The sequence below is a fragment of the Pseudoalteromonas sp. A41-2 genome, from assembly GCF_015767615.1.
Lineage (GTDB): Bacteria > Pseudomonadota > Gammaproteobacteria > Enterobacterales > Alteromonadaceae > Pseudoalteromonas > Pseudoalteromonas lipolytica.
Genome location: NZ_CP065231.1, coordinates 2,050,452 through 2,064,817, shown reverse-complemented (window position 1 = coordinate 2,064,817; position 14,366 = coordinate 2,050,452). Strand labels below are relative to the sequence as shown.

General features: G+C 41.1%; 11 protein-coding genes and 1 riboswitch. Of the genes, 3 read left to right on the top strand and 8 right to left on the bottom strand.

Features of this window, described 5'->3' with window-relative positions; all coding sequences use genetic code 11:
• Positions 1–6: 6 nt before the first annotated feature.
• The 5 genes from IT970_RS09415 to IT970_RS09395 form a co-directional block, all read right to left on the bottom strand.
• Entirely contained in the window at positions 7–1,845 is a 1,839-nt protein-coding gene (locus IT970_RS09415) for a TonB-dependent receptor plug domain-containing protein (RefSeq protein ID WP_196857268.1), read from the bottom strand.
• 181 nt (positions 1,846–2,026) lie between these two features.
• Positions 2,027–2,578: a DUF4136 domain-containing protein gene (locus tag IT970_RS09410; RefSeq protein WP_036967710.1), complete on the bottom strand. Its 552-nt coding sequence runs from the start codon at positions 2,576–2,578 to the stop codon at positions 2,027–2,029.
• Between the two features lie 164 nt (positions 2,579–2,742).
• Complete coding sequence (locus IT970_RS09405) at positions 2,743–5,529, bottom strand: ATPase (protein WP_196857267.1); 2,787 nt, start codon at positions 5,527–5,529, stop codon at positions 2,743–2,745.
• Positions 5,529–6,074 (bottom strand): condensin complex protein MksE, encoded by a 546-nt coding sequence (locus tag IT970_RS09400; RefSeq protein WP_062564547.1) that lies wholly within the window; start codon positions 6,072–6,074, stop codon positions 5,529–5,531. Before IT970_RS09400 ends, IT970_RS09405 begins: the two co-directional genes overlap by 1 nt.
• Positions 6,075–6,076: 2 nt before the next feature.
• On the bottom strand, positions 6,077–7,351 hold the full coding sequence (locus IT970_RS09395) for a hypothetical protein (protein ID WP_036967717.1): 1,275 nt from the start codon (positions 7,349–7,351) through the stop codon (positions 6,077–6,079).
• 148 nt (positions 7,352–7,499) lie between these two features.
• Here IT970_RS09395 and nhaD point away from each other — a divergent pair, with 148 nt between their 5' ends.
• Positions 7,500–8,747, top strand: a complete 1,248-nt coding sequence (gene nhaD, locus IT970_RS09390) for a sodium:proton antiporter NhaD (protein ID WP_074989311.1) — start codon at positions 7,500–7,502, stop codon at positions 8,745–8,747.
• Between the two features lie 85 nt (positions 8,748–8,832).
• A riboswitch (Lysine riboswitch) is annotated at positions 8,833–9,005 on the top strand.
• Between the two features lie 81 nt (positions 9,006–9,086).
• Positions 9,087–10,466, top strand: a complete 1,380-nt coding sequence (gene lysC / locus IT970_RS09385) for a lysine-sensitive aspartokinase 3 (protein WP_196857266.1) — start codon at positions 9,087–9,089, stop codon at positions 10,464–10,466.
• Here the strand turns inward: lysC and IT970_RS09380 are convergent.
• Positions 10,443–11,183 (bottom strand): 4'-phosphopantetheinyl transferase family protein, encoded by a 741-nt coding sequence (locus tag IT970_RS09380; protein ID WP_196857265.1) that lies wholly within the window; start codon positions 11,181–11,183, stop codon positions 10,443–10,445. The two genes, lysC and IT970_RS09380, sit on opposite strands and share 24 nt — an antisense overlap.
• A gap of 148 nt (positions 11,184–11,331) precedes the next feature.
• Here IT970_RS09380 and IT970_RS09375 point away from each other — a divergent pair, with 148 nt between their 5' ends.
• Positions 11,332–12,657: a sodium-dependent transporter gene (locus IT970_RS09375; protein ID WP_196857264.1), complete on the top strand. Its 1,326-nt coding sequence runs from the start codon at positions 11,332–11,334 to the stop codon at positions 12,655–12,657.
• Positions 12,658–12,825: 168 nt separating this feature from the next.
• On the opposite strand, the gene IT970_RS09370 is transcribed toward IT970_RS09375, so the two are convergent.
• Both IT970_RS09370 and IT970_RS09365 read right to left on the bottom strand, forming a co-directional pair.
• Positions 12,826–13,809, bottom strand: coding sequence for a 2-hydroxyacid dehydrogenase (locus IT970_RS09370; RefSeq protein ID WP_180311636.1), 984 nt, complete (start codon positions 13,807–13,809; stop codon positions 12,826–12,828).
• The gene (locus IT970_RS09365; protein WP_065978532.1) at positions 13,775–14,290 is read right to left on the bottom strand and encodes a glutathione peroxidase; all 516 of its coding nucleotides are present in this window, start codon (positions 14,288–14,290) and stop codon (positions 13,775–13,777) included. Before IT970_RS09365 ends, IT970_RS09370 begins: the two co-directional genes overlap by 35 nt.
• Between the last annotated feature and the right edge of the window lie 76 nt (positions 14,291–14,366).

The following is a 14,366-nucleotide window of genomic DNA, read 5'->3' as shown; positions in this document are numbered from 1 at the left end:
TGTGAACTACCAGCTATACGTAGCGCTTAGTGTATATTGCTCGCCACGTCCTGGAGTGCCGGGGACTTCTTCGAATGATTCATCCCATATGTTGTCTGCTGCTAAAGTAATAAACACATTTTCAAGCTGAGCCGGAGTGAATTTTAGCGTCAGTTGCGTAAAGAAGGCTTCATCGCTTGAGCGTCTCAGGCGATTGCTGTGCTGTTTACGCCATTCATTATCAATACGCAGTTCAAGTACGTCCATTGGTTGCCAAACTGCACCGAGTGTTACACGGTGATCTGGATAGTTTAGGGCGTAAAAACTCGCATCAATATCCGCTGCGCCATAATCTTCGGACTTTTCTAAATAGGTGTAGCTGGCAATAAGCTCGGTGGTGTCAAACGACTTATTAGCTAGGAACTCAACCCCTAAAGTATCAATATCAACAGGGTTGGCAAAACGCGCTGAGGTTGCATCAAAGCGGTAGGTCCAGTCAGTGAGGTTTTTATCTTTACGATAAAATATCGCTGAATCTAAGCGCCATGTTTGCTCTTCAATTAGCAAGCCTAACTCGAGGTTGTCGGTCGTTTCGCGCTCAAGGTTGTAGTTACTTCTGAATAAACCACCTGTTTCGCTGCCACCAATCGCTGTATAACCTGGTACTTGAGTTGCCTCTGCGTATGACGCATACCACGTGTGTTCACTGCCATTTTGATTGACAACTTTAAGGCTCGCATCAGCAATGAAGGAGGTATCTGAACGATCACGATTTGTGTTATCAAATGCTACACCCGCACGTACGGTAAGCTGTTTGTCAGTAGCAAGTGCTGTTGTGTATTCTGGCAATACGCTTAACTTCGTGTAATTGCGTGAAGTAAAGTTGTTTTCAAGAGAAGTAGACTCAATAGAATCTGCAATAAATTGCCCTGAGTAGTTAATTGCATATGCCGTGTTGAGTGCGTGGCGGCCTGATAACCCCAGTGATTTTACCGTTGTTTCGTGAAATGCTTCAAAAATAGCGGGGTTTTCACGTGATAATACATAGTGATCGTTATGTTTACGATAATAACCAGTCACTTCAAATGTATTGCTCGCACCGTACAAGTGTTTGTGGTTTAACATTACCAAAGTGGTTTCAAGATCTTCGGTTTCATTAAAATTAAACGGCGTGTATAAGTTGGGCCAACCAAAAAACTTTGCTTGTTTACCGAATATTAAATCAGTTTGTGAAGTGTCACTTGCCAGTTGAATGCGTGCCGATGCGCGTTCAAAATCATGGTCACCATTCTTAATAGAACCATCACTTTTTGAATGCGAATACTCACCTTCTAAGCCTAAGCGCCAATCAGGCATGCTCTCAAGCTTTTGGCTGTGCGCTGCATGAATACTCTGTAAGTTAAAGCCATTGCTACCAACCCCTAACGAAGCACTCCCCGTGCTTGTAATAGGTCGCCAGCCAAATGAAACGGTCCCTACAGAGCTATTCATGCCATATAGAGCGTTATCAGCACCGGTTAGAACCGCTGGGCCTGCTAGCATCTGCGGTGCAATAGGAATTTCAGCAAAGTAATGCCCTGACTGTGGATCAAATAAGGTGCTGCTGCCAACACGAAAGCCGGTATTTTCAAAAATACCACCCCGTATCGTCACATCGGCTTGTGCCTCAGCCATATTACGTGATTGTAAGTCGACACGTGGGTCGTATTCTAAATTTGAAACGGGCGCATCAAAGGTGCCAACAGGTTCTTTATTGGCTGTTGCTGATACTTCAACGGTGATTTGTTCAATGTTGTTTGCTTCTTCTGCAAACAGTGAGCAAGTGACGAATAATGCAGGAAGTGTGAAGTGTACCGCTCGTACCATCTAAAACTCTCTTATGATTACTGTGTTGAGAGCAGTGGGGTTAATTACCGTATAAACATGGCAAACCACTGCAAAATTGCGGCTATTGTATCTGAATCACTGAGTTATACCACTCCAACCAGCATTGATTTAGGCATAAAAAAACCGCGAATTAATCGCGGTCTTTTATCGAAACATGTAATTATTGCTTCACTGACTGTGGCGGAAAGTTACTTAAAATATTCGCGACAGTTTCTTTGATCACTTCAGTACGTTTTTCTGGTGACTGGTTCTTTTGTAAACGACCTTCTTTAGCTCCACGCCAAACAAGTTGGTTAGAAGCGCGGTCGACAACATCTAAAATTAATGTGCCTACTTCGTACTCACGCGTTGTCGTTTGCGTGTTGTAGCCCATGCCCCAATAATTCCAGCGTGCGCCATAACCAACATTAAACGTATCTACATCGATTTTAGTATCAACAGATGCATGGTAGTTAATAAGTACATCAGCTTGTGCAACGTCAACCAGTTGCATACCACTTTTTTCAAGTTCAGCATTTACCGCTTCGCGGACACGCTTTTCCATTAATGGACTGATTTGGTAGTTTGCAACATTCTTTGTTAGGCTCGCGTTAGGAACCCACGAGAAAGTTTTATAGTTGCTAAAGTCAGCTGATTTATCGTAATCCCAATCAGGGGTTTTAGCACAAGCCGCTAAAAATAAAACAGCCGTTGCGATTAATAAGTTCTTCATACTGTTTGCTCCTTGGCAAAAATTTCCACTACTTGATTGATAACATAACACAAAAATAATTCAACTGAATGATTATTTAGTTACTATGGCACATTTCAAAAAAAGTAATGTAATAGAATGTAAATATAGTCATCCTTGACTGAATCATTTATTAATTTATGTGATTAGGCGCTGTGTTCGACCTCAATCCAGTCTTTTTCATCGACCCAGTTTTGTGCCCCATCTTTTACTGTCCGAATAGGTACGATGTAGTCACAACTCACTTGTGGCTTAACAGATGCAAAAATTGGCACAAAGCCAAAACTCAATGCGGTTTCTATTATTGCTTTTTGGTTTTGTGGGTCGATATCCGCCGCTTCATCAATATAAATAGGGATACGGTATAAGTTTTGTTCTTGATCACTTAACAGGTAGCGAATAAACAGCATGCCACATAATAACTTAATTGTTATACGTGTGCCGTTAGAGCCCGCGGAGTCAATTTTTTCAAAGTGCTCTGTTTCACCTGCACGGTTTACTACCTCAAAGCGAATATCAAATAAATCGGTCAGTGTTAATCCCGCTTTATCTGAAGCGAGCTTAATTAAATGATCTTTTGCTTCGTTTACTGCCGACTCACTGTACGGCTCTTGGCTTAATAAATCGAGAGTATCACCTTGCTCAAACTGGTTTGAGGTACTGATAATGGTGTCGATGCTATCAACCAACATTTTTCGCGGGATCACATTGATCTTAAAGGCTTGTAAGTTTGAAATACGATGCTGACTAATGCCTTTGTTAAAGCTGTTCATTTCGCGGCGAAGGCGATCTAGGTCTTCACGCAGGCCTTTAATGGTGGCTGCTACTTCGGTAAGCGCAACTCGGCCTTGGCGCTCAACCGCATCGCGTTCGTTATCAATATTGTGAAACGCGCTTATTAGTTTTTCGTACTTAGTGAACTCATCGTTTTCGTTATCGAACTTTGTAATTCCTGCATTGTAAATATGCATGTAGGTATTGCGCACGTTGATATCAAAGTTTCTCAGCTCTTGGCAATCTTTATTAAAATGATGAATTAGATCACTTAAGTTATCAAAATCAATGCTGATTTCGATCATGTACGGCGTTACTTTGCCCGAGTAAAAATCGAGAGTATGGTCAATTCGCTCCGACTTAACTTGGCGTAAGCGTTCAGCTTGGCGGGCGAGTAGATCTTTTTTCGATTTGATAATTGAACGACGATCACTAATTGACCCACTGTTTTTTTGGATATCTTGCAGGTAGTCGTCCACTTGTTCGCGTTCAGCATTTAGCTGCTCTTTAAGCAGGGTTTGCGCATCAACAGATTGTTGCATGATTTCAAATTGCTCAAAGCGTTTTAACGCCTCTTCAGAGGCCATTAGCTCATCATAAAGCGCGTCTTTCTCTTTTTGCTTTTGGGCGACATTGGCAGCAACTTCGCGCTGTTGTTTAAACTCTTTTAATGAGTTTTCAAGTGCGGCTAATTGTGCGGTTAATTGCTCTTTGTTTTCGCCAGTTTGCATTTGCACTGGGCTAAGCTTTTTGAGCTTAATCGTTGCACCCGGTAGGGTAAGAATACCGCCTTTTACGTTGGCTGATAATTGCTCTAAAAATTCCCCAAAGGCATCTTCGTCAGTAATCTCGACATCCCCATTGCTGGTGGTTGCAAACGAGAGAATATCGGGATTGAGAATACGCGAGATTTCTTCAACCTCTTTTAAAGACAAGTCTTCACGCATACGAGTAAAGAGGTTGAACTCTAAGTTTTTCAGCTGCAGCTTTAAGCTTTTAATTTGCTTTTGTGTTTCGCTGATGCGGTAATCAAGCGTGTGTAAGCTTTGCCCTTGTGCGCTGTTTAATGAATGCGACAGCGACTCATAGTCCTGCTTAAGCTGGGTAAGGCTTACTTTTAAAGTGGCTTTATTAACCAGTTCAAACTCAGATTTTAATGCTCGGTAGTCTAAAAACCATTGCTCAATTTGCGTTTGTTTGCGCTCAATATCGCGAGACTGTTGAATGTATAACTGTTGCTTTTGTTCAAATTCGTGTTTTTCGTGCTCAATATCTTCAAGGGCAATATTGAGCTCTGCTAGCTGCTCTTGTTGATAGCTTTCAAAGTCAATTAAAGCTTGGTCAATCTTAGGTGCGTACGCAGCCAGTTTACCTTTTAATACGGTTTGATTTTCAAGCATAGATTCAAGGGCTGCAATAGGCTCTTGCATTGATTCAAGGGCTTTTAACTCGCGTTTGGCACGGTTTACTTTGTCGAATGAGCGACGCCATACTTCATAAAAGTCTACCCGAGAGTTTGACATATGACGCTCAAACACACGCAGCATAAAGCGTTTAACATCACTGGCACCGAGCTTGTGCAAGTTAAGAATACGGCGGAAGATTTCTTTGTAAATTGCCGAGTCTTGTACGTTATTCAGCGGGATCATTTTTAAATTGATATCGCCATCAAACGGCGTCGCACCACCAGTTAAAAGGGCGTTGAGCTCTTGTGCTTTAAGTTCAATAGGATTGAATCCTTGCTCTTTTAAATGATTAAACAGCTTAGTGAACTTAACAATAGTTTTGCCTTGGGTGTAATGGTCAAGGTTTAGTTTGCCCTGATAGCAAAAAAACTGATGTGCGAACCCTGCAATTTTACCCAAACCAGCAACCCCAATGACCACTGGGCCGTTTGGTAAGTCGGCTTCAAGTAATATATATGATTGGTCGGATGAAAAATAAAACTTTCGGGTTTCATCTAAATCGTGACCATCCCACTCGGTAAGGCGTAAATCATTAATTAGCGGAAACTGCAGGGCATTAATAACAGAGCTTTTACCGGTATTGTTAGGGGCACAAATCGAGCTACTTTTATCAAGCGGGATCACGCATTTTGCATAGCCAGCGGTATTTAATAGCGCAAGCTTACTGAGTCCGTATAGGCTTTGGCTTTGCATTATTCGTCATCTCCTAGGTAGGTTTCTTCGTTTACTTCCATTAATGCATCGATATAACGATAAATAGGGGCTTGTAGCATAAAGCCGTTTTCAACTTCGCGGGCAAGTCCTAAGCGCACCATACGTAGATACACATCTTTACGTAAATCTGAGCCAGAGAAAATTTCAAGTTGATCAAACAAATGTTTATTAATTTGCACAAGGGTTTGCATGAGCTCTAAGTCATTAACTTCGTCGAACAAAGCGCGCATCGGGTCTTTACCTGTGTTGGCATAGTGTTCAATCAAAATGTAAATAGTCAGTGCAATAGCGCGCGAGATCTTGCCCATATTAGGTGTGCTTTCATCGCTGCCAAAGTAGTAATAGCCACGGCTATCGTGTTGTAAATCATGACCGAGTGCATTGAATAGGGCGCGATAAGCATCAATGTGTTGATCAAGCTCTTGCCACATTAAGGTGTCTTGCTCGCTAATGTGATAGCCTGAGGTGAGCTTTTTATTAATCGCTTGTAGATGTGTTAAATCATCTAAATTAATATCTGTCATAGTTATTGCTCTGTTGCTTGTTTGTCATCAGCAGGCGATGAATTAAACGGGTAGAGTGAAAAGTGCTGCTGGGCAATCTTTATTTTTACTTTTTCTTGGCTTTGGCTGATTTCAAGGTCGCCATCGCTAATGAGTTTTTGATATAAAAACAGCATTTCGTCAGCGTCAAGGTCGGGGTAGCTTTCATCTAAGAAACTAAGCAGCGGTTGTGACTTTTTGGTGGCCTTTTTGAAGCGCTTTTTAAACTGTGATTTTACATCGTTGTAATCGGGGATATTAGGGCTTTGGTACGCCGGCACATCTTGATGCTCTGGTAGCTCGTATTCATCGTGCTCAAAGTCAACTAAACCTGCCATATAGGCGATAATATGGCGTTGTTGACCAAGTGAAAAGCGTTGTGAATCAGAAACAAAATTAGGTTGCACGGCGCTCAGCATGTTATCAACGCCATTTTTACGCACAAGCCCAAGTACTTTCGCTGCTTGGCGGGTGATCAAGTTATTACGGCGCAGCTCTTCACGCAGTGGCATTAGCATATCAGCACTTTTACGCAGGCTTTCGCGACCCACTAAATGCATTTCTAAAATACGCGTTCGAAGTTGCTCAAGCATGCGTTTGTCTTGGTATGACTTTCCGAGCCGATCAATTTGTTCAATCTGAAGGCTTATTTGCGTTTCAATGGTGTTAAAACAAGCATGGAAATCGCCGCGTATATCAACCATTTCAAGCATTGGCTCTATGTATTCGTCAAATGCTTCTATAACAGCTTGATAGCGTTTTTGTAGCGATTGTACTGCGTTATTAGCTTTAGCTTGTTCAACAATATTTAAAATAGCGTTTTCGTTATGGCTAAACAGTTTCATTATTTTGCGAACCCGATCATCCATAATTCGGCTAAAGCGACGCAGCTCGTCGTAATCTTCAATTTCTCCGGCTTTTGCTAAGCGGTTGCCCAAGCGTGCTAAGTCATCAACTAATACGTTGATCTCTTGTGCTAAACCCAAATGTTCTTCTTGCAATAAAAAGGTTGCAAAGTCAGCAATTGCGCGGTTGATTTCTAATTGCGAAGATTTTGCCAGTGGAATAATAATATCTTGATTCAATAAACGATTTGTTTCTTTATAAATGCGTTCATTTGACCAGCTTGGCTGTTTTTGTTTTATCGCATTTTGCACGTCTTTTAAGCTGAAATCAGCCATCTTAAAACGTTTAAATAAGAGTTCTAACACCCCCCAATGCTCTGTAAGGGTATTTAATAACTTTTTAGCTGGGATCATACGGCTCCAGTAAATCAAAATTTTGGTGTTAGCGTTTAGTAGTAATTTATGTAATTGAGAATAGTTTTATGACTTAGATGCTGCTAGAATCCGCGCCGAAACACTCGACTTACAATTTTTACATTTTTATAAAGGTTGTTCAAACACCATGGTAACCCCACTTATCCTAACCCTGATAGCGGTGGCATTTTTGCTTATCGTTATAGAGGATATTATCCATGTAAACAAGGCCAAAACGACGCTTTTTTTTGGCACTTTATGCTGGATTATCTTGTTTATCTCTCCAATTCATGGGCAAAGCCCAGAAACTATACAACATCAACTTGATCACAATATTTTAGAAATTGCTACTTTGTGGTTATTCCTAATGGCTGCTATGACCTTTGTTGCTTATTTAAACTCGAAAGGGTTTATTCAAAATATTGTTCACAAAATTATGCCAAATCAAATCAGCGAACGAAAGCTGATGTTTTTGATTGGTGGTTTTGCGTTTTTGTTTTCTTCTATTTCCGACAATATCACAGCAACATTAATTTCGCTTGCAGTAGTGATGTCGCTAAAGCTTGATCCTAAAAAATTAATAAAATACGCGACCCTCATTGTATTCAGTGTGAACTCTGGTGGGGTATCACTTATTACGGGTGATGTAACGACCTTAATGATTTTCCTTGATGAGAAAGTCACCATCGGTAACTTGTTATTGCTTATTGTGCCTTCACTTGCAAGTGTGGCGCTATTGGCTGTTATGCTATCTACGGGGATGTCAGGGAATGTCGTATTCGAAAAACAAGCGGCCCGCCGCATAGAAAAGACCGACATCACCATTGCGGTGATCTTTTTCTCGACGATTATCGCAACCCTAACACTCAGTGTGCTTTATAGTGTGCCACCACTATTAACTTTTTTATTTGGTTTGTCGTTAATGTTTTTAGTGGCGCAATTTTTAATGCGCAAGAAAGACGTTAACAAAAAAATTATTGATTATATTCGTGAAATTGAATACGACACGCTCTTATTCTTCGTGGGTGTATTGCTACTCGTAGGTGCGCTTAAAGAAGTGGGTATGCTGTCTAAATTTACGCACTTATATGAGCTTATGGCGCCTGAGTATGCAAACTACTTAATGGGCTTGTTGTCGGCTGCGGTTGATAACGTGCCGCTAACGGCTGCATTACTGAAAGCCGATATTGTCATGAGCCCTCAGCAATGGTTATCGTTTACCTATGCAACAGGTGTGGGAGGCTCAATGCTTATTATCGGCTCTGCAGCGGGTATTATCGCAATGAGTAAAGTAAAAGCATTAACGTTTATGAGTTATTTAAAAATGTCGCTGTATTTATTAATAGCTTATACAACGGGTTATTATGGCTCATACCTAGCGGGAAGTTTTATTTAATACTTGACAGCTAGACGTCTAAACGATAAGTTTCAAAGCCTGCTTTTTATAGCAGGCTTTGTTATTTTAACCAGGTGTTAACTTAACATTCAGAAGAGGTGCGATACTTAGGTATTTAATGTGAGGTGACGATTGCCAATGACCATTAAAGAGGGAAGTACTCGCCGAGGAAAGTAATCGGTCGTCGCGGTTATTTTTCGGTTTATGGGGCTGAATCCTCAAAACTGTCACCAAACTAGGTGGAGAGCTTCTGGCAGTGGACTACTCTTTTTTATCAAAGCACCCCTTGCCGAGTTCTTCTTGAATTAATGTGGATTGTTACCCACAAAAGGAGACGACATGAATACCCAATTAGCCGCCAACTCGAAATCAGATTATGTAGTTGCAAAATTTGGTGGCACCAGTGTAGCTAACTTTGACGCCATGAGTCGTTGTGCAGAAATTGTCTGTGCAGATAATCAAGTACGCGTTGTTGCAGTGAGTGCAAGTGCGGGCGTAACCAATCATTTAGTTGCACTGTGTAAAGATGATTTAAGCGCAGCACAGCGCGATGAACACATCACAGGTGTTATTGCTATTCAAGAAAATATTTTAGCCGAGCTGTCGCTGGATGCCGATTTAGCTCATGGCTTTGATGAAACCTTAAAAGCATTTCAAACGCTTGCAGCAGCAGGGGCTAAATCGGCCGCTGAGCAAGATGAACTGCTGAGCTTTGGTGAGCGCTTGTCATCTTATTTATTTACTCAAGTACTGCGTGGTCAGGGCTTAGATGCTGTGCGATTTGATGTGCGTAAAGTCTTAAAAACAGATAGTCAATTTGCAAAAGCTACCCCAAACATTGCTGCAACAGCCGCGGCAGCGCAAAAACATTTAGTGCCCTTATTAGCAGAACAAGTTGTGGTAACCCAAGGCTTTATTGGCAGTGATGAGCATAACCAAACAACCACGTTAGGCCGTGGTGGTTCTGACTACAGCGCGGCATTGCTTGCAGAAGCAATTAACGCTAAAAGTGTGCATATTTGGACTGATGTAGTGGGTATTTTCAGTACAGATCCGCGTTTATGTGTAAAAGCCACGCCTATTGCTCGACTAAGCTTTGACGAAGCCGCTGAAATGGCAACCTTTGGGGCAAAAGTATTGCACCCCGCGACTATTTTACCGGCAAGTCGCAGCCATATTAGCGTGTTTGTTGGCTCAAGCCGTGAACCGCAATTAGGGGGCACATGGATTGAAAAAGAAAAGTCAGAGCAGCCTGGTATTCGAGCAGTCACACAGCGTAAAAACCAAATTCTTTTAACGGTTAAAAGCCCAGAAATGCTTTTAGCCAGTGGTTTCTTAGCGCGTGTTTTCACTATTTTAAGTGAGTTTAATATCTCGGTTGATTTAGTAACAACCTCTGAAATCAGTGTGGCAATTACCTTAGATAACGCACCTAACGCATCACGCCCAGAGCTTGATCAAGCCTGTTTAGATAAACTCTCTGAGTTTTGTCATGTATCGGTTGAGAATAACTTAACGTTGGTAGCATTAATTGGTTCAGAAATTCAATTACGTCAGCAAGAAACTAACTTAATGCAGGTATTGAGTGATTTTAATATTCGCTTAATCTGCCATGGTGCAAGTAAACATAACCTGTGCTTTTTAGTTGAGCAGAGTGAGTCTGACCTTGTTGTTCAAGCTATTCATAGTCGTTTATTAGAAAGCCAAAACGCGGCGTAAGTCGTCAAATGTCATAAAAGAGCACTGCCAGTCAGTGCTTTTTTGTGCCACCACGCTAATATCAAAATCATTTACGGTTCGGCTTGATGCGGTCAAGCTATGTTTTTCAATTTCCTCAAACACATTTTGGCTCAAGAGCTTAGCGATAGGCTGTGCAGTTGCTTTGGCCAACGCTTCTTTGAGTGTCCAAATTCTAAAAAAACACCCAGCTTGCTCGTTTATATCGCTAAAGGCGCTAATTAGGTTGACTTCTTCTTGGTGATAAAAGTGTTTGGCAAGTTTTACAAAGGGGCGTGTTTTTGTGCAGTGTTCAATATCGAAACCAAATTTATGTTGCTCAGGGTTGAGTGCTGCGCCGATAAAACCACGCGAATGCGATAAACAGGCCCAAATGGGCTCACCCTCAGGCGTGTGTAGTTTAAGCTTGCTGTCTGCGTCATCAAATTGGCTTGAAATGTCGCAAAGAGGTGTGTTTTTAAATGCTGGAACGCTGAGCTTTAATAAATACTTAAGTGTTAACCGTGTGGCAATGTACTCTTGTTTTGCTGCTTGTACTTTGCGCTTTGCAAGTACGCTTTGCTCAAACTGGCTGAGTAATTTACTAACCGGCAGGGCACTAATATCGATATGTGAAGCATCCACAAGTACGATCTGTTTATCAGCTGAACTTACTGCTGAATCAATTTTTAAAGTGTTAGAAAAATAGTGACTGCTCATGGTTTGCGGCTTTCGCATATACTCAGAATTAGATTTGTTTATTTTTACAGCAAATGCACGGTTGCAGGCACACACAAACGCAAATTGTTTACGCAGTTGACTGTAATTATGGTTTAATGAGGAAAAATAATAACAGAAATGTAGATGTATGGCACAAGTTCGTGACGGCTTCCAAAGTCGTATTGGTTTTGTTCTCGCCGCTTCTGGTGCGGCAGTAGGTTTAGGTAATATTTGGGGTTTCCCAACGCAAGCGGCAAACCATGGCGGCGGTGCATTTTTACTTGTTTATTTTATTGTTATTTTCTTATTAGCGCTTCCAGCCTTGTACACCGAACTGTATTTAGGTCATCAAGCGCAAGCAAATCCTGTTAAAGCGTTATCAAGTGCATGGCAAGATACCTCGCCAAAAGTCGGTGCCGCAGCGGGTTACATAGGCCTATTTGGCGCCATTGTGATGCTAAGTTTTTATTCGATTGTTGCAGGTTGGATGCTTGCATATGCGCTTGAACCAATCGCTAGCTTTTTTGGTTTAGCTAAGCTCAGTGACTTTTTACACAGTGATTCAATGGCGCGCAATTTTGTGTTTACGCCACTCATGCTTATCTTAACAGCCAGTATTATTTTAAAAGGGGTTAAATCGGGTATCGAGACCTGGTCACGCCGCTTAATGCCACTATTGTTAGTGTTGCTGGTGGCTTTAATTGCTTATATTGCCACCCTTGATGGCGCAATGGATGGCTTTGCTGCTTATTTAGTGCCTGATTTTAGTCAAATTTTCGATGCAAACTTAATTATTGCCGCGATGGGACAAGCGTTCTTTTCATTGTCGTTAGGTGTGGGGTGTATGATGGTATATGGCTCATATTTAAAGCCAGACGCCAACTTACCAAAACTAACAGGCACGGTTGCATTGCTTGATACGGGTGTGGCATTTTTAGCAGGGTTATTAATTATTCCTGCCATTTTTGTTGCTCAGCACAACGGCGTTGAGGTATTCAGTAATGGTAAGCTAGTCGGTGAGGGGCAATTAATTTTTGCAATATTACCTGAGCTTTTTAGCACTATGGGGCAAGTAGGCCTACTGGTTGGCTTGTTGTTTTTTGTGTTGATGTCGATTGCATCGGTGACCTCAACTATTTCATCAACTGAAATCCCTGTTGCATTTTTAGTGGAAAATCACAGCATTGAGCGTAAACCAGCCACGTTATTTGTGACCTTAGTTGTGTTTGTTGCTTCATCTTTGATCATTCTTAACTTTGATTGGTTATTTGGCTTAGTGATTATGGTATTAACACAATACCAATTACCGCTGATGGGGCTGTTTTATTTCATTACTGTAGGTTGGTTATGGAAACGTGGTAACAAATTACACCAAGTGGCGAGTGGCCCACATTATTGGTTCGCTCAGTACATTCGTTTTGTGTGTCCGTTACTGATGACCGCAGTGTTCGTGAATGTGGCGCTGTTGAAATAAAACGATCAGCTTTAATTCGAGAGTCACTTGTTTAAAAGGCGTAGGGCGCAAACCTTACGCCTTATTGTTTAAGTGCATAGAGTTATTTTAAGAGCATAGAGTTATTTTAAGAGCATAGAATTATTTTAAGAGCATAGAATTATTTTAAGCGCATAGAGTTAAGCGCATTTAAATAACTTCATTAGTCAGTGGCAAGCCTTGGCTTAACTCATTAGCACTTTGCAGTGTCGTGCAAGCTATTTCGTTAAGGGCTTCTTGAGTGAAAAAACCTTGGTGACCTGTAACAAGTACGTTTGGGAAACTGACTAAGCGAGAAAAAATGTCATCCTGCATAATTTCTTCACGGTGATCTTTAAAGAACAGTTCTGATTCTTGTTCGTAAACATCAAGCCCCAGATAGCCAATTTTTTTTGATTTTAGCGCATTGATACAAGCTTTACTGTCTAGTAGCGCACCGCGTGAGGTGTTGATTAGCATGACACCTTCTTTCATTTTCTCAAATGCAGCTTCATTAATTAAGTGATGGGTATGCTCATTTAGTGGACAGTGCAAAGAAATGACATCACTTTGCGTGAGTAGGGTATCTAAGTCACATAACGTAAATGGCCCTGCTTTTACTTTAGGATCACACACTAAAACGTTAGCGCCAAAACCATTTAAAATATTTACCAGTGCTAAGCCAATTTTACCACAGCCAATAATGCCAATGGTTTTTTTAAATAGGTTAAAGCCGAGTAAGCCATTTAAATCAAAGTTGCCTTCGCGAACGCGATTAAATGCTTTATGTGTTTTGCGATTAAGTGTCAACATGAGCGCAATACAATGCTCTGCAACTGCTTCTGGGCTGTAAGCGGGTACGCGGCAAACTTTTATTCCATGCTCTTTGGCGGCTTCAAGGTCAACATTATTAAAGCCAGCACAGCGTAATAAAATGGCTTTAACACCATCGTTCGCTAAAGCAGAAATGACGTGTTTATCAACGGTATCGTTAACAAACACGCATACAGCATCAAAACCTTTGCTTAATGGTGCGGTTGTTATATTCAGTGATTGCTCAATGAAGCTCAGAGAAACAGACTCACTGTAATTAGTTGAGTTATTGTCAAAAAAGGGTTTCTCATATTTTTGCGCACTGAATAAGGCCAGCTTTATCATTTAAATTACTCTCTATCACCATTTTGAGGGTTTCTGGTTTGGTACGCGGGGCGTACCGTGCAATGAGTTGACCTTCTGAGTTTATAAGAAATTTGGTGAAATTCCATTTAATTGCGCGGTTTTGCGCAATTCCACGTGTATGGCATTTTAAATAATTAAATAACGGATGCGCCTCAGGCCCATTAACGAGCACTTTATTAAAAAGAGGAAAGCTTACATTAAAGTGTTGCTGGTAATACGCTAATAATTCTCCACCTTCGAGTGGCTCATTATGACCAAATTGGTTACAGGCAAAACCCAGCACAGTAAAATTATGGTCTTTATATGTGTTGTAGAGTTTTTCGAGACTTGCCATTTGCATCGAAAAATTACATTTACTGGCAATGTTAACAATAAGAGTGGTTTTGCCTTGTAGCGACGCAAGGCTAAAATTTTCACCAGACGCAAGCTGGGCATTAAAACGATATATACTATCCATGTTTTACCTGTGTGTTTTTAACTTACTTAAAATTAATGAACGCTTTTTCATTCGCTTTTTAGTTATTCGATTGAGA